Source organism: Planotetraspora kaengkrachanensis (assembly GCF_016862895.1).
GTDB lineage: Bacteria > Actinomycetota > Actinomycetes > Streptosporangiales > Streptosporangiaceae > Planotetraspora > Planotetraspora kaengkrachanensis.
In genome coordinates this window covers 225746-245885 of sequence record NZ_BONV01000009.1, presented here as the reverse complement: position 1 = coordinate 245885, position 20140 = coordinate 225746, and the positions used below count along the sequence as shown (strand labels likewise).

Genomic DNA, 20140 nt, shown 5'->3' with positions numbered 1-20140 from the left:
ATGGTGCCTTTCGGGTTTCTTTTTGGTGGGTACTTTCGCGGGCCGGTCAGTTCATCAGGGTGCGGCCGAGCCAGTCGTTGGAGTCGCGGGCACCGGGCAGCGCGAAGTAGTAGCCGCCGCCGAACGGGGAGATGTAGTCGGTCAGGGCTTCATCGACCAGCCGCTGCTGCACGGCGGCGAACTGCCGCTTGATGTCTTGGTTGAAGGTCGTGAAGATGAGGCCCATGTCGAGCTGGCCGTTGGTGTCGGTGCCGGCGTTGTAGTTGTAGCCGCGACGCAGCAGCCGCGAAGAGTCGGTCGCGGGCGTGCGCGGGTTGGCGAGCCGGATGTGGGCGCCGGTGGGGATCGCGTCACCGTTCGGGTCGTTGAGGTAGTCCGGAGTGTCCGTCTCGTTGACTCCGGTCAGGGGCGCGCCGACGCCGCGGGAGCGGCCGATCATGTTCTCCTGCTCGCGCAGCGAAACCCGGTCCCAGAACTCGACCAGCATGCGGATGAGCCGGACGACGTGGTAGCTGCCGCCCGCGGTCCAGGCGGGTTCGCTGCCGTCGGTCGCGGCCCAGACCAGCCGTGCCATCTCGGCCGGGTCGTTGATGTTCGGGTTTGCGGTGCCGTCCTTGAACCCCATCAGGTTGCGGGGTGTTCCGGTCGGGCGAGGCGGGGAGATGAACCCGTCGGTCCGCCACCGGACAGCCATGCCGCCGCGGGTGGCGCGGGTGATGTCGCGCATGGCGTGGATCACGGTGTCGGCATGGTCGGCGCGCAGCTGCAGCAGGAGGTCCCCGTCACACATGTCGCGGCGCAGCGCGTCGTTCGGGAAGTCCGGCATCGTCATCAACCGGGCCGGTTTCCGATCCGCCAACCCGTAACGGTCATCGAACAGGCTCGCGCCCACCGACAGCGTCACGGTCAGACCATCCGGGCTAATGTCGGGCCCCACGACGCCAGAGTCCGACGGCGGCGCGGTGATGCCGACCGACGGCGGGGCACCACCAGCAGCCAGAAACCGTGCCCGGCTAGTGATCGCCTGGAACAGCTCGGACAGCTCGGCACGATCGGCTGCGGTGACATCGAGCGCCAGGAATGCCGCTGCGGCTTGGGGCGGAGTGAGCACACCCTGCTGGTGCTCGCCGTAGAAGGCGAACCGCCCACCGGTAGGCGCGGCCGACGAGTCCGCAGCCGATGGCGCTGCGTCGGCGTGAACGGCCGCCGCACCTATCCCCGCGCCGAGGGCGGCGGTGCCGAGGCTCGCGCCGACCGCGCCCAAGAACCCACGCCGGCCCACCATCCGCGTGGGGCCGTTTCCGTCCGTGCTGGCGTTCCGGTTCTGGGTCACTGGTCGGCCACCCTCGGGTCGGTGACCGCGGCGATCGGGGCGAGCAGCTCCACGGTGCGCTCCAAGTCGGCGTCGAGCGCTTCGCGCTGGGCGCGGTCCAGCGAATCCAACGCCCGCCAGGTACCGCCGGTCTTGTAGGAGGCGACCAAGTTCGCGGTGCGGGACAGCCACGCGTCCGCGTCGCTCAGCCCGGCGTAGCGAGGGGTCACGAGGGGGCGGATCGGGTCGAGCACCGCGCGGGTCGCCTCGATATCGGCCGCAATCACCGCCAACCCGGTGTGCGAACCGGCGTCGTCGGCACCAGTGAGGGTGAACTGGATCGCGTCTTCCAAGATCTCATGCGAACGCAGACCGAGATCGATGGCGTTCACCGGCGTCTTGGCCAGCGTCGCCGTTAACGATCCGATGTCGGTGATGAGCCGCGAGGCAACCGGCGCGGCGTCGGCGATCGGTCGATCGCTCCACAACAGCGCCTCGATCTTGCGCAGCCCGTGCAGATCGGAGTCCTCCAGCGCCGAGCTACCGGCGGCTGGATCACCATCAATAGCGTCGGCCAGATCCCCGAACGCCCCGTAGGCCGCACCGAGGCGCGAGTAGTCCTGCTGGGCCGTCAGCCAAGCCGCCTGTGAGACAGCACGGTCGCCACTCACAATCGCTGTGGCGAGTCGTTGTGCGTCGCTCGCCAGTCCATTGAGATGGGAGCCGACCCACTCGTTGTAAGTGTGAGCGGCGGGAAGCAAATCCGCTCGGGTCACCACCTCGATGCCAGGAGTCGGGACAAGCCCAGCCGGGGAATCGCGCACCGTCACCATCGGCCCGGCGATCGGATCGTTACCAGCCGGCATACACACGAACCGGTACCGGCCGTCGGCGAGAGTGACTCGCAGGTGGTAGACCGTGCTCGGGCCCAGACCCTCAGCCTCGGCATACACCTTCCGGTCATCGGCCCCTTCGAGGTAGACCGCTTCACCGGCGACGGTGGAATTCGACACCGCGAAATCGAACGCGCCGCCGGTGGCCGGACCCGACCAGCCGTCACCACATGCATCGAAGCCGTTCACCACCGCTATCGCGCCCGCCGAAGGCGAAGAGGATTCCCGACTTGAACCGAAGGTCCGCGACACGAACACCGCACTCACTGCAATAAGCGCGGCCGCAACGATCACGGCCACAACCACCAACAGCCGCCGCCCGCCGGGCGCGACAAAAACGGAAGAACGCACAGCAAGGGCTCGCAGGTAGACAACGGGTAACAAACCGAACTTAAGGCCATGCTTAGCAGCACAGTCGTTTGACGCAAGAGTCTTCCCACGAGATTCATGCTCAGTTCAGCGACACCGCTCAGATGTCAACAGATGTTCGTCCGGGCGTTATCTCGGCTGCTCAGCCTCAAGACGTACTTCACAGTGACCGGGACGGCGCCGCCGTCGATTTCGATCTCGACGGTCGGAGTGGGCGGCGATGTTGTGGTACCAGGCGGGATTGCCGGAAGCTCCGGCGGCCGAGGCGACGATCAGCCAGGACCCCTCAGGCGGGGGGAACGAGGCACCGGTGCGCTGCGCCTGGCGCTGGTCTTGGCGCCGATGGTGGTCAGGACCAGGGCGTCCATGCCCATGACCCGGCCGCCCCTGCGATGATCACGGCCTTCACCTTCTTGTTCCACGCGCGCGCGAGCGGAAGGAAGCCGCACTCCTGCCGTGCCACCAACGGCTTCGCGCCACCAACGGCTGGTCAGCCTGGGACACGATGCGACATGGAACCCCACGGGCCCGTCCAAGGTGATCACCATGGTTCTGATCGTGTCGGGCTGGGTTCTGGTCACCACGGTCGCCGCCGCAGCCGCACGCGCGTTCAATCGCTCCTGAAACGCTCTTGCCATCTAGAAACCGCGACGCAGCAAGCAGACAGTGACTGGGACCTGCTGGCAGAGTTCGGGTTCATGCTTGCCCGTCAGTCCAGGATGCCGGCGACGACCCAGCCCTCGTAGCGGTGCTCGATCTCGACGACGCCCTGCCCCTTGCTGGACGACGCGCGGACCCGGTAGCCGCACCTCGTGATCCATCGGCTCGGCTAGCGGGTCGATCCACCACGGGCGCATGCTCCGCCACTCCTCGACCAGCTCGACGACCGTGTACTCCCGGCCACGCCACACGAAGCTGCGCGGCGATCCGTCCTCGTTTTCGGTCGCCTCGCACGGCTCGTTATACACAAGCATCGAACCAGAATGCACCGAAACGAACCCGTGGTGTTCGTCATCAGAGGATCATGAGTACCCCGAATGGACCGATCCCGGTGGAGGACATATGACGTGGGAAGCGCGCGACCTGCCCGTTCTGCGTGCCATCGTCGAGATGACCGACGAAGGCGCCTGGCACATCGAGGCCGACGACGTGACCAAGCGGATCGGCCTGGGCGCATTCGAGGTGGAGCGCGCCTTCAACGCGCTGGCCGCAGAGCACCCGCCCTTCTTCGAATTCGAGGACATCACCGCGTTCGACTCCGACGGTCGCGAGATCGTGGTGTACAACCCCACCGGGCACGCGCGCCGGACCGTCGGCAGTTGGCCGACGCCGGAACTGCTGGCCAACCGGATCGTCAGCGGCCTGAACGCCGCCGCAGAGGTTGAAGAGGACTACGACAAGCGCAGCAAGCTCAAGAAGACCGCCGGATGGCTCGGCGGTGCAGGCCGCGACATCCTCGTCGACATCACCACCGCCGTGATCACCAAGCAGACCGGGATCAGCTAGGACCACTCATGGCCAACGAACTCCTCGTCGCCCTGGTCGGCATCGGCGGCACACTCGCCGCCACCATCGTGACCTACATCGGCGGCAGCCAACAGGCCGCGAGGGGCCAAAAGGCCGAACGGGAGAAGGCCCGGCAAGAGCGGCGAGCGGTCGTCTATCTCGACGTGCTGACCATGATGCTCGGCCTGAGCGAAAAGGTGGACCGCTTGGCGTTGCGCACAACGGAGTCGGACGTGGAGGTGGGGCGCAAAGATTTCCCCACCCGCCAGGAACTCGCTGTGGTGCAGGCCAAGATTCGGCTGTACGGGACGAAGGTTGTACGGCAGCTGTATCAGGAATGGCTCGGCCTCCTGAACGAGCTGCTCGATACGGACAACTACATCGAATATGCCCGCCGGTGGGGCGCCGTCACAATGCTGAGCGAGATAAGCGCGAAGCAGGCGGCGGGGCGCAAGGCGCTGGCCGACGTCGTCGACCGTCTGAGTGAGCAGATGAACCGGGAGCTCGATGAGTAGGCCTGACGTGGACGCAGGCTCCGCCAGAGGTCGATCAGTTCTTCAGGAGCGCCTGAAACTCAGGGCAGTCCACGCCGTGCCACTCGCGGATGAAGATGTCATCGCCATCGCGGATAGCCTCCGCATGCCACGGAAGGCACTCATGGCATGGCCAGATCTCGTAGGGCGTACCGTCTTCACTCTCTGCTGCCACGTCGATCGATCCGACGGGCGCCGAGTAGGTGGTGTTGGGCCTGCGCTTCGGGGGGGTGTCCACACCGTCAAGTATCGATCGAAGTGAATGGATGTGGAGGGTGAAACGGGGGCAGCGGACCGACCATGATGGACGCGTGGACGTAGCCATCCGTACCGAGCTGTGGACCGTGGACGACGCCGCGGCGCAGCTGCACCCCGAGATGACTCCCGCTCAGGTGCGCGCCCTCATCCTCATCGCCGGCCTCCAACCGCTGGGCCGGAAGCCGGCCGGGCGGTACGGCGGCCGGCCTCCGGCTGTCTACGACGGCGAGCAACTGCGCCAGGCGCACGCCGTGGGTCGCGCCCCTGCTGGTGGCACCTGCGGGTTTGTGACAAACTAAACGCCAGAAGACGTGTCTCTGCAGCCCGGCCAAAGCGCCGGGCTCTCGCATTTCTGGGATAGTCCCGTCCTCGTGAGAGGACCTACTTGAGGCGCCGTGACTCGCGGACCAGCTCATCGGGCGCGAAGCTGCGTGCCAAGGTCTTCCGGCACTGCTGGAATGCGACAACGCCGAGGATGATCCCGGCAAGGCCGGGGATGCTGTTCGCGGGAGAAGCCCAGTGGAGACTCCCTGCCAGCTCGAACACGAAGATGGTCAGGAAGATGGTTGCTACGCCAGCAACGCCCGAAATAAGTAGTCGAATGCCGTTAGACACAGGTCGTTCCTCGGGGTGATCGAAACGGGAGAAGGACCTGATTTGTACCGTCTCGGGAAGTCGCGCCACAAGTGACAATCGGGGAACTCGAGTCGTACGTCGGGACTAAGTCCTCGACTCCCTCGACGAACCAGACCCGCCACGGTCCGCGAGCCGCGTATGGATAGAGCGCTGCGGCAAGACCCGGATCCGACTCGGCTGATGCCAAGCAAGGGGCGCGGCGGTCACGCTTACCGCCGCCTCATCGCCCAGGTCAAAGCCGGGCCCGAGGATTGGACCTGCTGCCGATGCCGCCTCCCAATCGACCCTGCCATCCCCTGGCCCGACAAGCGGTGCTGGTCCCTCGACCACCTCGACGAGCTCGCCCTCGGCGGATCCCTGCTCGACCCGGCCAACGCCGCCGCCGCTCACTTCGACTGCAACAGCCGAGCCGGGCGAGCCCTCCAGGACCTCATGAACAGCCAGCCGATCCAGTCGAGAGCGTGGTGAGACCGTGCCGACAAAATCTCGGAGCGAAACGTCGAATCACGTTTCCGCAGGTCAGAGTATGTTCTTTTTTCAAGATCAATAGCAGGTTGGAGACCCCGCAGTCTCCCATTTTCTCCCCCGTGCTCTCCCGTGCCCGGGGCGAGGCGAGGGGTGGGGGCCGTGCCGCCGGCGCGCCGCAAGCTGGTCCTCGGTCGCGGCGAAGGCTCCGGAACGTGCGCCTGATCTCCGCGAGGCGGGCAAGGCCGCGATCGGTGCGATGGACTGGCTCACCGATGGCGACAAGGCGCTGGCCACGCTCGCTCTGCGGCGTGAGTTCGCCGGCGACACGGCGGCGCTGCGGCGCCTGCAAAAGCTCGAAGCGATGTGCGAGGTCACCAAGACGGTCGGGTGGCTCGGCCCGCAGCTGCAGGGCGTGTTGCGTGACCTCGGTGGTGCGCCGGCCCGGGCGGCGATGAAGGTCGACAAACCAGTCGGGGGGCGCCTTGCTCAGCCCGACGCTGTTGGGGAGCACGACTCCTAGGCTCTGGACTCCGCCGCTCGTCACCGGTCGACGGGGCCCGTGCGGGTGCGGCTGCGCGCTGACACCGAAGACGTCGCTGGGGTTCTCCTGCGTGGACTTCGCGCGGGACGTCCTCGGCATCGAACTCCTGCCGTGGCAGCGATGGCTGCTGATCCACGCCCTGGAGCTCCGCCCGGATGGCCGGTTCTGATACCGGACGTCTGGTCGCCAGGCAGAACGGGAAGACCACGCTGGTCGAGGTCAAGAACCTCTGGAAGATGTTCGTCCTGCCCGCGCGCGCCGCCTGGAGGGCGTCCCGCTGCTCGTCGGTGATCTCTGCTTCCTGGTTGGCGACGTCGATCGATGACGGAAGGGCGTCGCAGAGTTCCCTTACGCGGGCTTCGGCCGCGAAGAAGTCCCGCTGCGGTTCGCGTAACCGGGGGCGTGGTTCTCGTGGGAGAGATTTGGGAGATGCGAGCTCTCATCGAGCGCTCACGAACGCGCTCCAACGCACGCGAACAAACGCCTTGACCTGGGGTGATGCGAGTACCGGCTGGTCCGGAGAATGCCCGGACAGTCCTTACAAGCGAGGGGTCATTGGTTCGAGCCAGTACCGCCCACCCAGGTCAGACCAGCTTTTTGGGCCTCGGACGAAGATCTGAAACAGGCCGTCGCTCGACGAGGCTGCCGACCAGGAGCTGGGCCGCCGTGCAAGCCACCGTGGTGCGGGGGTCGTCCAACCTGGGCCGGGTCGAGGTGCAGGTGTGCGGGCCGTGTCGGCGGGCGCAGCAGGCGGGGGCGGGCCGGTGGCAGCGGTAAGCCCCGCATCTGGTGGTTGCGGGGCCCCGGGCGGTGACCGGAGGGTCAGCGGGCGCGGGCCTGGGCGAGGGCGCGTGCGACGAACCCGCTGCGGGCGTTTGACGGCTGGCACAGCTCGCCTTCGGCCTCTTGGCGCTCGTGCTCGGGGCGGGTCTCCTGGTCGACGATCACCATGAGGTGGGCGGCCGCGTGGTCGAGCTGGATGATGCAGTCGAGCGGACTGGCGGTGCGGGCGTTGGTGGTCATCTTCGGTCCGTGCGGTCAGCCGGTGGCGGTGGGGGTGCGGTCAGCGCTCGCAGAATAGGTTTCGCGGCGCTCGTTGTCGACGCCGCTGGACCAGCCGGCCTCGTGCGGCCGGTCCGGTAGCGGGTGCCGAAGGTCACGATGTGCCATTGGACGTCCCCGCAGGGGGCACAGGAAGCGAGGGCCTGCTTGCGGCCGGGCTGGAGGCGGGCAGTGTCAGTTCTCGCCCGATTTGATCCACGCGGGCATCTGACCTGCGGTGGATCAGATAGGTCTGGAGAAGGCTACGCCTCGTAGTCCCATTCGATCCGCCCGACTGATGACGCCAGACGTGGTGCCGGGCGTAGACGCTCATTTATTGGTCAGCAGGTAGACGTCGTCGGTTGGCGAGTGCCGTCGCCGGAGTTCGGCGGCGAAGTCTTCCGCGTCCGGACGGCTGTGATCCTCGCCGGCGTGGAATCGTCGTGCCGCCTCGGTCCAGTAAGGGGACAGCAGTATCGAGGCGCATGCGCCCTGCGGGACCCTGGTCGTCGTCGGTCTCGCCCACGCGCAGTCTCGCGGCGATCGTCTGCTCGACGGCGAGAGGATCCACAGCGTCGGCACTCAGGTCCGCTTGTCCGCTCGAATCACCTGTGACTGACGTTGAGAGCGGCCAGTTTGACCACGGCGTTCTCGGAGGGGCTACCGGGCTCGGCCTGGCTCACGATGAGTTGTTGGCCGGCAACGTGGTTGACGGCGAAAGCCTGAAAGCGAAGGGTCATCGCACCGACCGCCCGGTGATGGAACCGTCTGGTTCTATGACTACAGGCCCAGCACCCTACGTCGTAGCGAGCCCACTTCTGGCGAAAGTCTTCGCTCGCAAGCGATAGCTCCTTGACAAGCTCGGACAGGGCCGGATCGTCGCGATATGCCCCCAGTGCGGCGTGAAGGTGGGCTACCTTATCGCAGGCCTCCTGCTCCCAGTCCGGATAGAACTCGCGTGCCGCAGGGTCGAGGAAGGTCAGCCGTATCAGGTTGTCGCTGTAGCCCAACCCCTCGTAGAGAGCCACGTTCAGCGGATTTTGGGCCAGCACGTCCAATCGGTGGTTCACCACACGCGCCGGAGCGTGATCCCAGCTGTCCATGAGGCGCAGAGTAGTCGAGTCGACCTGCTCGACGCCGCGGACCGACCCGCGCTTGCGAGTCAGCGGGTGTGCGAGATGGTGAAGGTGCTCGGTGGCCTCAGAGTCGAGTTGGAGGACGCACGCCAGGGCGCTGAGGACCTGATCCGATGGGTGGCGTTGCCGGCCCTGCTCCAGTCGGGTGTAGTAGTCGATGCTGACCCCGGCCAGCATGGCCACCTCCTCGCGACGTAATCCCGGTGTCCTGCGGTGGTCGCCGACGCGCGTGAGCCCCACCCGGTCGGGGGTGGTGAGATGGCGTCTGGCGCGAAGGAACTGACCAAGAGGGTTCCTCATAGCGGACAGAGTAGGAAGCCGCATATCAAGTTCATGCAAAAGTTGCGTTTGCCCGACATCGAGAGTTCGGACAAATTGCCTAAGTTTGACCGTTCCGGTTTTCGGGTTGGCAGGGAGGGCCCTCGGCTGCGCCTGGATGCCATCCGACCCAACACCGGCCTGATTCCAGCTACGGTCCCGCGACGACTCACACCCGAAGACGATCACACACCCGCGATCACGCAACGCCGGAATGCGCGGGCCGTGAATGCATACGTGTCGAGGGCAAGTACAAACTGCTCAACGATGTCGACACCCCGATCGGATCATCCGGTGCGACTCGGCGACGTACTTCCAATTCGCGCCGCAGGCGTGTGTCTTCTACGAGGTGCTCCTGCACATCACCTATTAGACAGGTGACCGAGACGTGGCCCTGGTCGCCAACCACAAAAAGATCGCCCAGGACACGCTATCCGCTGCTGGTTCCCGAGGGCTTTCCGCGGCCGAGGGACAAGCGCATCCCTGGCCGCCTGGGGGAGTGCCGCCGATCCAGGGTTGCACGGCTACGACCCGAGCAACACCGGGCTGGCCAAGAACCACGAAGACCACAAGGAAGCCGCCTGCTATCGCACAGGCGTCCAGCGGGACGTCTACTACGACCTGTGGGACGTGACAAATGCACTGAGACGGATCAAGTCGCTCCGCTCCGCGGCTTGCTGTCGGATCTCGGTAGGCGGGCACCCAGCTGCCGTTGTGGTGAGCTTGGAAGAAGCGTTCAGCGTGCTGGTGAATCGCGATGAGCATGGGTGTCTCCCTTAGACCGATTCGCGGCGGAGGCCGATGGTGGTGGCCAGCCAGCGCAGCCGTTCGTTGGCGATTCGGTGCCCCTGGGCTCGGAGCTGGGCAGCGAGATCCATCTGACTGAGCCGAATGCCGCGCTGCTCGGCCTGGGAGACGAGGGTTTGCGCGGCCTGAATGAGTTGATCGTCGCCGTCCTGCTGAGAGAGCGGGATGGTCGGGAATGCCGCGCCCGCGAGTTGCAACCGGATGGCGATCCGCTCGGACAGTGGCGCTCGCCACCGCCACAACCAACGTCCGTGCTCTTGGTGGAGAGTCGAGATGGCGTGCAGATGCAGGTACTCGAGTTGCAGGCCACGGGGATAGCTGGTGACGTTCCACAACACCATGCGCCGCCAGAGCAGGAAGCTCGAAATGGGGGAGAGGAGCCAGCGGGTCAGGAGGACACGTTCGCGGTGCGATCCGGTGGCGAGGCCGACCCAGCGGCGGATGAGGTGGCGAACGCCTTCGATGACGGTGATGAACAGGACGGGCATCGCCGCGTGCATGACGCTGGCGATGGGGTCCCCCTGGGCCACGGGAGTACGCAGGCGACCGACTCCTCGGCGTGCTCACGGCGGCCCACGGAACCGCCTGGAAGATTCGGCGCCTGGCGGCCCGACCGCATGACTCACGTGTGGCCCACCATGACTCACGATCAGATGAAGCGGCAAGGCGTCGATAACGGTGGCGCTGCGCTCGTAGCAGCGGGCGAGCCGGTGGAAGGCCTTCTGCCAGGCATGGGTGCGTTCGACGTGCCAACGCTGACTGGCCTGGATAGGAGCCTTCTCGGCTGGGACGACCGCGCCACCCGGCGACCATGACCACCAGCCCCCTGCGCGCGGGAACTTGTGCAGCCAGAGGCTGGATCACTACGGGGGGGTTCCGCCCCGGGTGTTTGGAGGACCCACGTTGGCGAGCTTGATCGCATCCCGCACACCTGGTGAGCCGTCAGCGAACGAAGACATGCCCGCCAGGGCAGCCGTGCAGGCTGGGGACATGGATGTGATCGAGGTACTGCCGAGGCTGCGCATGCTCCGCTTCCCGGTGGGGGCGGCCTATCTGTGGCGGGACGACGACGAGCTGACCCTGATCGACACTGGGACGGTGGACTGCGCCGCGAAGATCGAGGAAGTTCTGGACGGCGAGCTGCGGCGGATCGTGCTGACGCACTGGCACGAGGACCATATGGGCTCGGCTGCCGAACTGGCCGCCCGGCACGGCGCGGAGGTGGTGGCTCATCGGCTGGAGGCGTTGGTGATCCGGGGCGAGGCGGCCGGGTCGCCGCCGGTACTCGAGGAATTCGAGGTGCCGATCCGGGCGGCCCTTCCGCCACTGCCCCCGGCCCCGCCGTGCCGGGTGGATCGTGAGGTGGAGGACGGCGATGTGCTGGAGTTCGGCGGCGGGGCGGTGGTGGTTGCGGTGCCCGGGCACACGGACGGGTCGATCGCGCTCCACTTGCCCGGGCCAAGGGCGCTGTTCACTGGGGATGCAGTCGCCAACGTCGGCCAGACCATGCTGGGTGTCTTCAACACCGACCGCACCCGGGCCATCGAGTCGCTCCACCGGCTTGCCAAGCTGGGGGTCGACACGGCGGTCTTCGGGCACGGTGACCCAATCTCGCACGGTGCGGCGGCCGCTCTGCAAACAGCAGCAGCCTCAGCAGTGTGACGGAGGTCAGCTTTTCGGCAGGCTGGGCGGTTTGATCTCAGAGGCCGAACAACCTCGTCGTCCAAACCACAGCGCCATGATGGCAGCGCAGGTGCAGGCCCTCCGATGGTCACAGAGCGTTCAACTCGGTAACCACGAACCTGTGCCTGCCCCGTCTGCCCACCGGCCCAGTAACCGCCTATCCGCGCGGCCTCTTAGAACTGCAGCAGCTGGCGAATGCCTTGCCGGTTGTGCGCGTCGGACAAAGCCTCGTTCACCGCTTCGGGAGGCCGACGGGAGGTGACAAGAGGCTCGTCAATACGGGCTGATCGGAGTTGGCTTACCGTCATCAGGTAGTCATTCAGCAGCAGATCATCGACAACGTCGAGAACCGCGGGCCTAGCCTAGGGTCACCATCAAGGCGTACGGGTCGGCCCACCAGCCCTTGATCTCGCCCGGCAGGCGGGTGACAGCAGGTGCTGGGCGATGCGGGTGCCGCGGTGAAGGTCGGACTTCCGTCCCATACCGCGTCGCGAACACCAGATCGTGATCCTTCCACGCGGCTGCCGATCTCTGCCGGATGACGGCTTGCCGGTCCCTGTGAAGCCTCAGCGCCTCCACGCACCGCGCCGGCAGAGCCAGGGTCCGCCGTGATGTCCGGGTCTTGGTGTCTCCGTCAGTTCGTACGGAGTGCCAGAGCATGACGGATGGCGGTGCGGGAGGAGTCGAGTCCGGATCGCCTTCCAGATCAAGATGCGACCAGGTAAGCGCCCGTAGCTCTTCGGTGCGAGCTCCGATCAGCAGCGACAGCACGATGTAGGCGTGCATGCTCGTGCCCTCCGCCGTCCTGAGAATGGCCTCGGCCTGATCCAGGGTGAGCGACTTGGACGGACGCCCCTGTTTTCCCTTCGGAACCTCGCAGAGCAAGACCACGTTCCGCTTGACCGCGCGACCGTTCAACCCGTAGGCCAGCCAGTCGCGTATGGCGTCAGCCACAGTTCCGCCGTTGGCCGCACCGGTCAGCCCGTCGTCATGGTCCCGAAGGATTTCCTTCAGCTTGTCCTTCGCGGCGGTCTTGGTTTTGCCGCGACCTGGAAGTGCGGAACGAAGTTCGAGACGACGCAGTTCGAGTGATCTCTGAGGGGAGAGGTCGGGCGCAATCGACCTGACCTCAACTCCACCTGAGGTCCAGGTGCTGGTGCCTGACGGAGATCGAGACCTGGGCCATCTGTGAGCCGCAGCCGTGCCCGTCACGTGCCTGTCAGAACGGTGACTCATGGCAAGACACGGAAGGCCACGAGCGAGACGATGGGGCGCGTGACCAGCGCCGCAGCAGCTCGTAGGACCCTGTACACAGATCTTCCAAACTGGGGGTCTAGGCCCTGTTGCGAAAGTGCTGGTCACTGTTCAAGGCTCGATCAGCCAAACGGGGAAGCGCCCGGGTCGATAGGCCATGATTTGCGCTGGGAGCAATCGGCTGCGGAGGAGTGCCGTTGAGCAAGACAGTGCCGGTGATCTGCGATGGCGCGATGTTCTGGGCTTATGACGTGGCACTCGGGGTCCTCTTCATCGAAGCGGCGCGAGTCGGTGCGGAGGCGCCGGCGGACCTCCGGCCCTCGTGGTGGCCGGAGTTGGAGCAGGATCTCCGCACACACGCGTTGGTGGGCAGCAGTTTCGCAGTCCTGCTGGACGACTTCAGCGAGGACCAGCGACAGGTGCTCCTGCACTGTGTTGTGGAGGCGGCTCGCCGGATCGAGGCCCGCGGCGGCGTGGACCGAGCCGAGGTCTCGACCTGGCCCGAGTTAGAGGAGAGTGCGACCAGCTTCCTGCGCGGTGCAGAGCACATCAACGCGGCTCCGCTTGTTGAGCTGGCAGAGGCTCTGGTCGATCTGGCTGCTGGCACCCTCCCTCCAGCTCCGGCTGAGCGGCATTGGTACTACGGAACTCCAGGGGGCCGGATCGTGCAAGGCGGATAGGCAGAGGGATGCTCAGAGCCGGGGATGTCGGCGCCCCCGAGTGAGTGTCAAACTGAGTGACTTCCGGGGCGCCCAGTCTCGCCCTTCGATGCACATCCATGCACTGCACATGTGGATTTACCGGCAATTCCCCCCGGTGGAACAGATGCTGCTGGACGCGGCCGAACTCCGCGACACAGGCGTTCGTACGGCATCAGCTACTGCGGCCAGATCTGGCGGGCGCGAGGAAGGTCCTCGATTCCGCCGCCGAGAGGAATCACGCCCCATAGGAATGGGATGACGTAGTTGGGTGGCTCGCCGAGAAGGTCCGGGAGCTCATCTTCGGTGATGTCGAGGGAGAAGGGCCTGCCCCTGCGCTCCGGCGCCCATCCCTCGTCGAGTGCACGTCGGATGGTCGATTCCACCAGGCCCGGGCGTACAGCGATGGCTCGCTCTCCGAGCCAGTTGTCGGGCCGGGCACAGGGGAGGGTGACCTTGAGGACGTTGGCGGGTTGTGGGGCGTGTTCCACCGAGAAAGAGAGGGGAGTCCAGCCGTTGCCTTCGCAGTAGGTGGGCCGGTGACGGATGCGCCACCGGAATACCACGTCGGCCACGGTGATGAGCCGCGAGCCCTTCTTGGGCATCGCCATGAATCTCTCCTGCTCCGCCCATGTCCCGTGAGGCGTCGGAACCAGAGCTGCACCGTGGTGGATCCCCGGGAGCGTAGCGTCTGCCCGAGGACCTGAGCGACCGAGTAATCAGGTGAGCGGCGGAGGCGTCCACGCGGACCTCATGGGGACCACGAGGGGACCACACGTCATGCGCGTAGCCGAACAACCTGCACGTCACCAAACGTCGTGCATGGCTACCTGAAAGCCGTTGAGCTGTAAAAACGCCTACCCCACTTCCTGGGGGTCAAGTGGGGGCCGAATCGCTCGCGATCTGTAAGGGCAGAGGGGCACAACGAGGCCAAATGACGCCGTGATCATTCCGGAGAATCACCGGAACGACTTAATGGGCCTGATCGGTGTTCCAGGGGCGCCCTATCCAGGTGTTCTCCTCTAGGTATGCCGCGAGCCTTGGGAAGCGTCGCCTCACCTCGCCGGCATCGCTCAAGTCTGTGGGTACACCGGCAGGTTCCTCCGGCCCGGAGGGCCCGTCCATCGCGGGGGGTTTGCCGGTGAGTGCTATGTGAGCTTCGACCGGCAAGCCGGAGAACCAGTCAACGCGCGCGTTGTGTCGATCGGCCGCCAGTTCAACGAGGCAGTCTGGATCGTCCTTCACCCGACGCATCACGAATCGGCCGTGCGACACAATCCAGTCCTGAATCGACAGGAAGGTGTCGTCGTCGAATGGGCCAAGCAGCAGGGTCGCCGCGTCTCGGATCGGCCAGGAATACAAATCGTCTTGGGCGCGCAACCATAGCTCTTCGAACTCGAGTATCTTGTTCTCGTCTAGCGCGCGAAGACGGCGTAGGAGTAGGCGAGCGACATGCTCAGTGTCAGCTCCCGCCTCACTGCGACAAATCTCAACGATCTGCCAAAAGGTCTCCTCCTGCATGACGAGAACCTACCAAGCGCGGGTGACTATCTGGGTGACGAGCAGGTCGGCGAGGAAACGGAACTGGACGAAGTCAGCCGACACTGCGCCATCTGTTCCGTCTCTGTTCCGCCGGAGCGCGAGAGATCTCCGAAACCGTTGGCAACCGCTGGAAAATGAAATCCCAGGTCAGGCCCGGTTTAGGCGGTCAGTCGCAGGTCAGAGACACGCGAGATCAGAACCCGGCCTACAGGCCGACTCGTCCGCTGTTAAGCCTCAGACCTCGGGTATGTGCCCGTCTCCTCCGCCGGCTCAGGCAACAAAGCCGATCGCCACCGCACGGTCCAACCTCATGGCTGACAGTGTGCCGGGAAGGGCGATCGCAGTTCACATGTGCCTGCGGAGCTGTAGCCGATCAGTCGATCCGGTCGCTCACCCCAGCACCTTCGGGTCGTCACCCGGGAAGCTCCTGGGCATGCCCGGCACGTCGATGGTGCGCCGGTACACGCCGGCCAGGAATTCCACGGCGCCGACCGGGAACTCCGACCAGTCGCCGTTGGCTCCGCGGACGACCACCGGCCAGGCGTCCGGGTCGGGGGAGCTCATCTTCCAGTAGAAGCCGTCCCCCTCATTGGACTCCGCCCAGCACAACAGGCCACCCGGCTCCGGGTAGGGAACGTAGTCCTCGTGTCGCCTATCTCGTACAGATCCTGGAGGATCTCGGATGAGTACCGGCGCCCGGACGCCCATGACGCCTCGGCCCCGGGCCGCGGAACGGACACGAAGAGGAAATCGTCGACAACCAGCGGCGGGTACGCCTCCGCCAGGGAACGGTAGTCGGAGGGCAGCGCCGTACCCAGGTCCGCTTCAAGGGCCGCCCAGTCCACGCTACGGCGCGCCGGCGCACGCCACTGCGTCATCGACGGAAGCGTGGCCTCCAGCTCTTCGACTCTCAGCATGGTGTCTGCCAATCCATGATGTTCAATCACCTCGCGTACCCGACCGAGGTTAGGGTCTCGGACCCGACTGCGCGCACCCCGATAGCGGTGCCGAAGTCGCTTCCCGCCATGATTGCGCCAGTCCACGAAAGGCGCGGGAGGGGAACAGCATGTGGGTTATGCACGCAGGAACCGACACCGTGCGAGCCCCGAGCCGCGACACCATGCTCAGAGCTATCCAGGCTGCTACCAGCCACGGCCAAGGAGAGATCTGGCTGGAGCATCCCGACGGCCCCGCGCTGGGCATCGTGCTCGGCCAGACGCGCGCCATGGTCCTGCGCCTGGAGGAAGCAGGCGACGCCGGCTACCACGCCGTGGATCTCACCGCTGCGCCGATACCGTCGGATACCTACACCCTGAGCAACGGCCAGGTCGATGAGTACGACGACCGCGACACGGTCAATGCGCATCACGTTCTATCGATCGTCGATCATTTCCTCGCCACAGGTGAGCGCTGGACCGGCGTCGTCTGGCACAACGACGGAGAAGATCCGTGAGTCACGAACCTTCAGATCGATGGCACTTGGATGGGGGTTGAAGTGACTTGACGAACTGAGACTGGCGAGGAGTCGACTGAGTGACTATCCGAGTGACAATCGCCATGGACGGGCCAGCGGTTGCGTGATCAGTCTCTCCAGTGGAACCAGACGTCGAAGATCGAATGCGGCTGACCATCACCGAGATTCGTGTCGATCGTGAGATGCGGCAGGGCCTGCCGGCTCAGCAGGTGAGGGCCGACGATGGCGATGTGATGTCGATCCAGGACGTGGGAGATCTGCTCACAGCCTCTCTCCCATGCGGGGATCGGCAGTTCAGTGACGGCGTCGAGCCATGGCATGGAGTGCGTCCCGCGACCATCGGGGTGAGTGGAGCGCTCGCCGGGGGACAGGACGCAGGCGATCGGGGCCAGACGGCACAACACCACCGTGAATCCTTCGACCGTGACATAGCCGTCTGGTTCAAGGTGCCGGGCGGATCCGTCTCGCCTGGTTAGGAAGACGTCGACATACGATGCATAGCCGGCGTCATAGTGTGCAAATTCCGCGTGCTCAACGACAAGTTCGGGGATCCGATTAAGGTCTGCGACGACCCGGCGGAGGTAACTCTCTACTGCTTCAGACCCTCCGGCCCAGGGGCCTTCGCTCTGAGCGGCGCGTACCTGTGAATCAGGATCGAGAAGCAGGGCCTCGATATCCGCGGACGCATGATCGTGTTCGTGCATGCCGACAGTCTCCACGATGCTGATGACCGATTCGGGGTTGTGGATATCCAGAGGCCGCTGTGGGAGGCGGCGGTAGCCTGATGGCATGACTGCTGAGCCGCTGCATCACGCCAAGGACGATCCGGCGGAGATCTTGCGTGTGCTGCCGGAGCGGTGGCACGAGCAGTTCCTCAGCGAGTATCACAGTGCCGTGGACGCGGCCCACGAGGTGTGGCGGTTCCAGCAACTTCGGGAGCTCCTGCGCGTGTGGCGACTGCATGCGGCTGCGGTCTCCGATCCCGATTTCGACACGGCGGAGCGGGCGGTTCGAGAGGGCCGGCGCGAGGAGTTCGTCGGTTGGCGCAGGTTAAGGGCGCTTTCGGCCGACGTGGGCGATGTGGCCAAGACGCTTCACACCGAAGAGGTCACTGGTTCGATCCCGGTATCGCCCACCAAGTTTCCGCTTATCAAAGGCCGGATCTCGCTCCTGCGGGTCCGGCCTTTCGTCGTCTGGACCGTGATTGGACCGTGGGACCAGACGACAGCCACCGCCCTGAGGTCACTGAGCCGCTCTCTCCGGCACCTGGTTGCGTGGGGCGGTGTCAGTTTCCGACACCAGCACCTCCGGCACCGGGACGGACTACAGCGTTGATGTGACGGCAACCCGTGAGTATGACATCGGGTGCTGATAGAGGCTGGTGGGTTGCTGCGCCACTCCTGCTGAAGGCACAACCACGATTCTCAAGCTGACCGCGCGGGCGGGTCACCCCGCACTTCCAGAAGCGTGATTGGCTGAGCACCCAGAGGGGGAGCCAAGTCGGGAGCCAAGTCGGGAGCCACACGCGGTGGACCAGTGCGAACGGGTCTGGACTCAGTTGACTGGCCTGGTCTCGCATCCGGATCAGCGTGAATTGATCGACACGGGGAGAGCCAGGTTCGAGTCCTATCGCCCCGTCGGCGGCTGAGCAGGTGGCGCGCCGTCGCGCCAACGTACCTTGCCCGGGACCTTGTAGACGTCCAGCTGCTGTGAACGGACGCCCGTGGCTGACCCCGGGCAGCGCCAGTGCCTGTCGCGTGCTCTGTCCTCGAGCTTCTTGCCGCTGATGGGCATGACGAAGGTCAGGCGCGTCGGCCGTAGGTGCGCGGATCCACGGGCTGCTCGGTCTTGGGAAGCCCGCCGACCACGAGACGGTAGGAGTCGATCACGAGCTCCTTCACTAGCTTCTCGTCGATGGTGCCCCCGCCTTCCACCGTGATCCAGTGCCTCTTGTTCATGTGATAGCCGGGGGTAATGTCTGCGTACCGCTCACGCAGGGCTGCGGCGTCGTCCGGATCAGCTTTCAGGATCACGACGGGGCGCCCCGGCATGTCGGTCATGAGCATGAAGACCTTGCCGCGTACCTTGTAGAGCTCCCAGTCGGGGCCGAAACGACGCTCCAGGTCGGCGCCGGGCAGTTCCACGGTGCAGTCGCCCGCGATCTTCTGCAGCTCCTGTCCGTCCAAGGTGATCAACTCCTCTATCGATTCGAGTGCCCTGACCGCCCGGCCAAGGCCCAAGGTGGCGTCTCCCGCATGGCCGCCACGAACGGCGGCGCCCGCACGCCGGCAACAGTGACGGAAGCGTCTGATCGCGGCGAAGCTCGTCGGACCGGCCACCACCGCGGCCTGCACCAGCGCCAGGATCACCACCAGCGAATGACGCCGCCCCGCCGATCCCGCGGATCGGTGATCTGCGCCCACACCTGCCGAAGATCGGCTTCTGGGCCACAGGGCCGTTCTGCTCGACCAGGACAGTGGCGACGGCCGAGACGGCCGCGGGCATGACAGACTGCAACGACAACGAGGCTCCGGCGAACGAGATGATCTTCGACAATCACCCGTTCTATGGGGCCTTGCTGCACGTAAGGGCCGCGACCCCCCTCCGCGATCACTCTGTGACCCAATCCCCGCGTCTCAGCATCCGAGAACGCGGTCGCCCTGGGGCCTCCAGGCACACTCTGCGGCCCACTTTCCCGAGACCTGGACGCCAACTCGACGTCGCGGCTGGTGTTACGGGGAGAGGGAAACAGTCCTCTCGCATCGGACAGTGCAGGTCGAGAACCCGATGTCGGGCGACCGCGGACGCCGCTGGGGCATCCTGGCCACCAACGATTTGGGGAGCCGACCGGCGACCCGCGACCGACATCGCGCGGGCCGTGATGACCGGCGGCGCCTGCCGCCGGGCTGGTTGTCCGGGGTGGGCCGACATCGAGGACCGAGGTGTCCGCGGTCCTCGTACTTTGGCGACAGTCGTTCCGATGCCGGGGATGTTTAGGCGAAGGTGAACAGCTGGTCGGCTTCGAAGCGCGAAATCGGGGTGGTGTACACCTTCGCGGGGTCAGGGTAGCCGAGGGCCAGCAGCACTGTCGTGGTGTGGCCGGTCTCGCGGATCTTGAAGGCCTTGTCGACACTGGTCGGGTCGAACCCTTCGAGCGGCATGGCTTCGACGCCGAGCTCAGCAGCCGCCATCATGGTCAGACCCATAGCCAGGTAGGTCTGCTTTTCCATCCAGTGGTTCAGGTCCTTGTAGCCGTAGTTGCGCAGGTTGAGGAAGTCGCGGGTCATGAACTCCCACAGCTCGTGCTTTGCCGGGTCGGGGAACCGCCCGTCGACCCTCTCCTTGTTGAACACCTCTTCGATGTGGCTCTCGGGTAGATCTGCCCGGGTGGTGAGGATAATGGTGTGTGAGGCGTTCAGGATCTTCTCGCTGTTGTCCTGGAATCGTTCGCCCAGGTTGGCCGCCAGCCGCTCCTTGCCTTCGGGCGTGGCGAGGACGTAGAAGTGGTTGGCCTGTACGTTCGTCGACGACGGCGTCGAGCGCAGGAACCTCAGCAGTTGCTGAAGTGTCTCCTCCGGGATGGTCTTGCTGGCGTCGAAGTACCTGGTGAGGTGCTTGTTCATGAGCTTGTCGAGATCCATGTCAACCTGCCTTCTTCTTGCGATCAGTGG

Annotated in this window: 24 protein-coding genes and 3 pseudogenes; 9 read left to right on the top strand and 18 right to left on the bottom strand. The window is 65.5% G+C overall.

What is annotated here, in order from left to right:
* Window positions 1-46: 46 nt before the first annotated feature.
* The 4 genes and pseudogenes from efeB to Pka01_RS41570 all read right to left on the bottom strand — a co-directional run bounded on the left by efeB (window position 47) and on the right by Pka01_RS41570 (window position 3548).
* Window positions 47-1333 carry an iron uptake transporter deferrochelatase/peroxidase subunit gene (gene efeB, locus Pka01_RS13470; RefSeq protein WP_239114942.1) on the bottom strand — a complete coding sequence of 429 codons (1287 nt, stop codon included), beginning with the start codon at window positions 1331-1333 and terminating at the stop codon, window positions 47-49.
* Window positions 1330-2556 (bottom strand): EfeM/EfeO family lipoprotein, encoded by a 1227-nt coding sequence (locus Pka01_RS13465; RefSeq protein WP_203883046.1) that lies wholly within the window; start codon window positions 2554-2556, stop codon window positions 1330-1332. Before Pka01_RS13465 ends, efeB begins: the two co-directional genes overlap by 4 nt.
* Before the next feature lie 147 nt (window positions 2557-2703).
* Window positions 2704-2883: pseudogene (locus Pka01_RS41575) on the bottom strand (nitroreductase/quinone reductase family protein); the annotation flags it as partial.
* Between the two features lie 329 nt (window positions 2884-3212).
* On the bottom strand, window positions 3213-3548 hold the full coding sequence (locus Pka01_RS41570) for a DUF6504 family protein (RefSeq protein ID WP_373318134.1): 336 nt from the start codon (window positions 3546-3548) through the stop codon (window positions 3213-3215).
* A gap of 88 nt (window positions 3549-3636) precedes the next feature.
* Between Pka01_RS41570 and Pka01_RS13455 the strand changes: the two genes are divergently transcribed.
* Window positions 3637-4080, top strand: a complete 444-nt coding sequence (locus Pka01_RS13455; protein WP_203883045.1) for a hypothetical protein — start codon at window positions 3637-3639, stop codon at window positions 4078-4080.
* Window positions 4081-4088: 8 nt separating this feature from the next.
* Entirely contained in the window at window positions 4089-4595 is a 507-nt protein-coding gene (locus tag Pka01_RS13450) for a hypothetical protein (RefSeq protein ID WP_203883044.1), read from the top strand.
* A 34-nt stretch (window positions 4596-4629) separates the two neighbouring features.
* Here Pka01_RS13450 and Pka01_RS13445 read toward each other — a convergent pair whose 3' ends face one another.
* A complete protein-coding gene (locus Pka01_RS13445) occupies window positions 4630-4851 on the bottom strand; it encodes a hypothetical protein (RefSeq protein WP_203883043.1) in 222 nt (73 codons plus the stop codon).
* Window positions 4852-4924: 73 nt separating this feature from the next.
* Between Pka01_RS13445 and Pka01_RS13440 the strand changes: the two genes are divergently transcribed.
* Window positions 4925-5170, top strand: coding sequence for a hypothetical protein (locus Pka01_RS13440; RefSeq protein WP_203883042.1), 246 nt, complete (start codon window positions 4925-4927; stop codon window positions 5168-5170).
* 82 nt (window positions 5171-5252) lie between these two features.
* Here the strand turns inward: Pka01_RS13440 and Pka01_RS13435 are convergent, their stop codons facing one another.
* Window positions 5253-5486, bottom strand: a complete 234-nt coding sequence (locus Pka01_RS13435) for a hypothetical protein (RefSeq protein WP_203883041.1) — start codon at window positions 5484-5486, stop codon at window positions 5253-5255.
* Window positions 5487-5687: 201 nt separating this feature from the next.
* Between Pka01_RS13435 and Pka01_RS13430 the strand changes: the two genes are divergently transcribed.
* Both Pka01_RS13430 and Pka01_RS13425 read left to right on the top strand, forming a co-directional pair.
* Window positions 5688-5975, top strand: coding sequence for a hypothetical protein (locus tag Pka01_RS13430; RefSeq protein WP_203883040.1), 288 nt, complete (start codon window positions 5688-5690; stop codon window positions 5973-5975).
* 247 nt (window positions 5976-6222) lie between these two features.
* On the top strand, window positions 6223-6495 hold the full coding sequence (locus Pka01_RS13425) for a terminase small subunit (RefSeq protein ID WP_425571064.1): 273 nt from the start codon (window positions 6223-6225) through the stop codon (window positions 6493-6495).
* Between the two features lie 277 nt (window positions 6496-6772).
* On the opposite strand, the pseudogene Pka01_RS41775 reads toward Pka01_RS13425, so the two are convergent.
* The 5 genes and pseudogenes from Pka01_RS41775 to Pka01_RS13405 all read right to left on the bottom strand — a co-directional run.
* A pseudogene (locus tag Pka01_RS41775) lies at window positions 6773-6898 on the bottom strand (hypothetical protein); the annotation flags it as partial.
* A 440-nt stretch (window positions 6899-7338) separates the two neighbouring features.
* A complete protein-coding gene (locus tag Pka01_RS13420; protein WP_203883038.1) occupies window positions 7339-7539 on the bottom strand; it encodes a hypothetical protein in 201 nt (66 codons plus the stop codon).
* Between the two features lie 623 nt (window positions 7540-8162).
* Window positions 8163-8993, bottom strand: a complete 831-nt coding sequence (locus Pka01_RS13415) for a helix-turn-helix transcriptional regulator (RefSeq protein ID WP_203883037.1) — start codon at window positions 8991-8993, stop codon at window positions 8163-8165.
* A 794-nt stretch (window positions 8994-9787) separates the two neighbouring features.
* Entirely contained in the window at window positions 9788-10348 is a 561-nt protein-coding gene (locus tag Pka01_RS13410; protein ID WP_275414457.1) for a DUF2637 domain-containing protein, read from the bottom strand.
* Between the two features lie 135 nt (window positions 10349-10483).
* Window positions 10484-10600: pseudogene (locus tag Pka01_RS13405) on the bottom strand (IS5/IS1182 family transposase); the annotation flags it as partial.
* A 208-nt stretch (window positions 10601-10808) separates the two neighbouring features.
* On the opposite strand from Pka01_RS13405, the gene Pka01_RS13400 reads away from it, so the two are divergent.
* Entirely contained in the window at window positions 10809-11480 is a 672-nt protein-coding gene (locus Pka01_RS13400) for an MBL fold metallo-hydrolase (RefSeq protein ID WP_203883035.1), read from the top strand.
* A 378-nt stretch (window positions 11481-11858) separates the two neighbouring features.
* On the opposite strand, the gene Pka01_RS13395 is transcribed toward Pka01_RS13400, so the two are convergent.
* The gene (locus tag Pka01_RS13395; protein WP_203883034.1) at window positions 11859-12455 is read right to left on the bottom strand and encodes a site-specific integrase; all 597 of its coding nucleotides are present in this window, start codon (window positions 12453-12455) and stop codon (window positions 11859-11861) included.
* Between the two features lie 497 nt (window positions 12456-12952).
* Here Pka01_RS13395 and Pka01_RS13390 point away from each other — a divergent pair, with 497 nt between their 5' ends.
* Window positions 12953-13435 (top strand): hypothetical protein, encoded by a 483-nt coding sequence (locus Pka01_RS13390; RefSeq protein WP_203883033.1) that lies wholly within the window; start codon window positions 12953-12955, stop codon window positions 13433-13435.
* Between the two features lie 197 nt (window positions 13436-13632).
* Here Pka01_RS13390 and Pka01_RS13385 read toward each other — a convergent pair whose 3' ends face one another.
* The 3 genes from Pka01_RS13385 to Pka01_RS13375 form a co-directional block, all read right to left on the bottom strand.
* Window positions 13633-14064 carry a hypothetical protein gene (locus Pka01_RS13385; RefSeq protein ID WP_203883032.1) on the bottom strand — a complete coding sequence of 144 codons (432 nt, stop codon included), beginning with the start codon at window positions 14062-14064 and terminating at the stop codon, window positions 13633-13635.
* Window positions 14065-14425: 361 nt separating this feature from the next.
* On the bottom strand, window positions 14426-14974 hold the full coding sequence (locus tag Pka01_RS13380; protein WP_203883031.1) for a DUF4240 domain-containing protein: 549 nt from the start codon (window positions 14972-14974) through the stop codon (window positions 14426-14428).
* A 411-nt stretch (window positions 14975-15385) separates the two neighbouring features.
* Complete coding sequence (locus Pka01_RS13375) at window positions 15386-15604, bottom strand: hypothetical protein (RefSeq protein ID WP_203883030.1); 219 nt, start codon at window positions 15602-15604, stop codon at window positions 15386-15388.
* A gap of 466 nt (window positions 15605-16070) precedes the next feature.
* Here Pka01_RS13375 and Pka01_RS13370 point away from each other — a divergent pair, with 466 nt between their 5' ends.
* Complete coding sequence (locus Pka01_RS13370; protein ID WP_203883029.1) at window positions 16071-16448, top strand: hypothetical protein; 378 nt, start codon at window positions 16071-16073, stop codon at window positions 16446-16448.
* Window positions 16449-16576: 128 nt separating this feature from the next.
* On the opposite strand, the gene Pka01_RS13365 is transcribed toward Pka01_RS13370, so the two are convergent.
* Entirely contained in the window at window positions 16577-17173 is a 597-nt protein-coding gene (locus Pka01_RS13365; RefSeq protein ID WP_203883028.1) for a hypothetical protein, read from the bottom strand.
* 85 nt (window positions 17174-17258) lie between these two features.
* Here Pka01_RS13365 and Pka01_RS13360 point away from each other — a divergent pair, with 85 nt between their 5' ends.
* Window positions 17259-17804: a DUF6247 family protein gene (locus Pka01_RS13360; RefSeq protein WP_203883027.1), complete on the top strand. Its 546-nt coding sequence runs from the start codon at window positions 17259-17261 to the stop codon at window positions 17802-17804.
* A 467-nt stretch (window positions 17805-18271) separates the two neighbouring features.
* Here the strand turns inward: Pka01_RS13360 and Pka01_RS13355 are convergent, their stop codons facing one another.
* Complete coding sequence (locus Pka01_RS13355; RefSeq protein WP_239114258.1) at window positions 18272-18841, bottom strand: MmcQ/YjbR family DNA-binding protein; 570 nt, start codon at window positions 18839-18841, stop codon at window positions 18272-18274.
* Window positions 18842-19462: 621 nt separating this feature from the next.
* Complete coding sequence (locus Pka01_RS13350) at window positions 19463-20110, bottom strand: nitroreductase family protein (protein WP_203883026.1); 648 nt, start codon at window positions 20108-20110, stop codon at window positions 19463-19465.
* Window positions 20111-20140 lie beyond the last annotated feature (30 nt).

Excerpts from the sequence above, each read along its gene's own strand:
- Pka01_RS41570 (WP_373318134.1), bottom strand. The coding sequence starts at position 3,548 with ATGCTTGTGTATAACGAGCCGTGCGAGGCGACCGAAAACGAGGACGGA.
- Pka01_RS13455 (WP_203883045.1), top strand. The coding sequence starts at position 3,637 with ATGACGTGGGAAGCGCGCGACCTGCCCGTTCTGCGTGCCATCGTCGAG.
- Pka01_RS13450 (WP_203883044.1), top strand. The coding sequence starts at position 4,089 with ATGGCCAACGAACTCCTCGTCGCCCTGGTCGGCATCGGCGGCACACTC.
- Pka01_RS13430 (WP_203883040.1), top strand. The coding sequence starts at position 5,688 with ATGCCAAGCAAGGGGCGCGGCGGTCACGCTTACCGCCGCCTCATCGCC.
- Pka01_RS13420 (WP_203883038.1), bottom strand. The coding sequence starts at position 7,539 with ATGACCACCAACGCCCGCACCGCCAGTCCGCTCGACTGCATCATCCAG.
- Pka01_RS13415 (WP_203883037.1), bottom strand. The coding sequence starts at position 8,993 with ATGAGGAACCCTCTTGGTCAGTTCCTTCGCGCCAGACGCCATCTCACC.
- Pka01_RS13400 (WP_203883035.1), top strand. The coding sequence starts at position 10,809 with ATGGATGTGATCGAGGTACTGCCGAGGCTGCGCATGCTCCGCTTCCCG.
- Pka01_RS13385 (WP_203883032.1), bottom strand. The coding sequence starts at position 14,064 with ATGGCGATGCCCAAGAAGGGCTCGCGGCTCATCACCGTGGCCGACGTG.
- Pka01_RS13380 (WP_203883031.1), bottom strand. The coding sequence starts at position 14,974 with ATGCAGGAGGAGACCTTTTGGCAGATCGTTGAGATTTGTCGCAGTGAG.
- Pka01_RS13370 (WP_203883029.1), top strand. The coding sequence starts at position 16,071 with ATGCACGCAGGAACCGACACCGTGCGAGCCCCGAGCCGCGACACCATG.
- Pka01_RS13365 (WP_203883028.1), bottom strand. The coding sequence starts at position 17,173 with ATGCACGAACACGATCATGCGTCCGCGGATATCGAGGCCCTGCTTCTC.
- Pka01_RS13360 (WP_203883027.1), top strand. The coding sequence starts at position 17,259 with ATGACTGCTGAGCCGCTGCATCACGCCAAGGACGATCCGGCGGAGATC.
- Pka01_RS13350 (WP_203883026.1), bottom strand. The coding sequence starts at position 20,110 with ATGGATCTCGACAAGCTCATGAACAAGCACCTCACCAGGTACTTCGAC.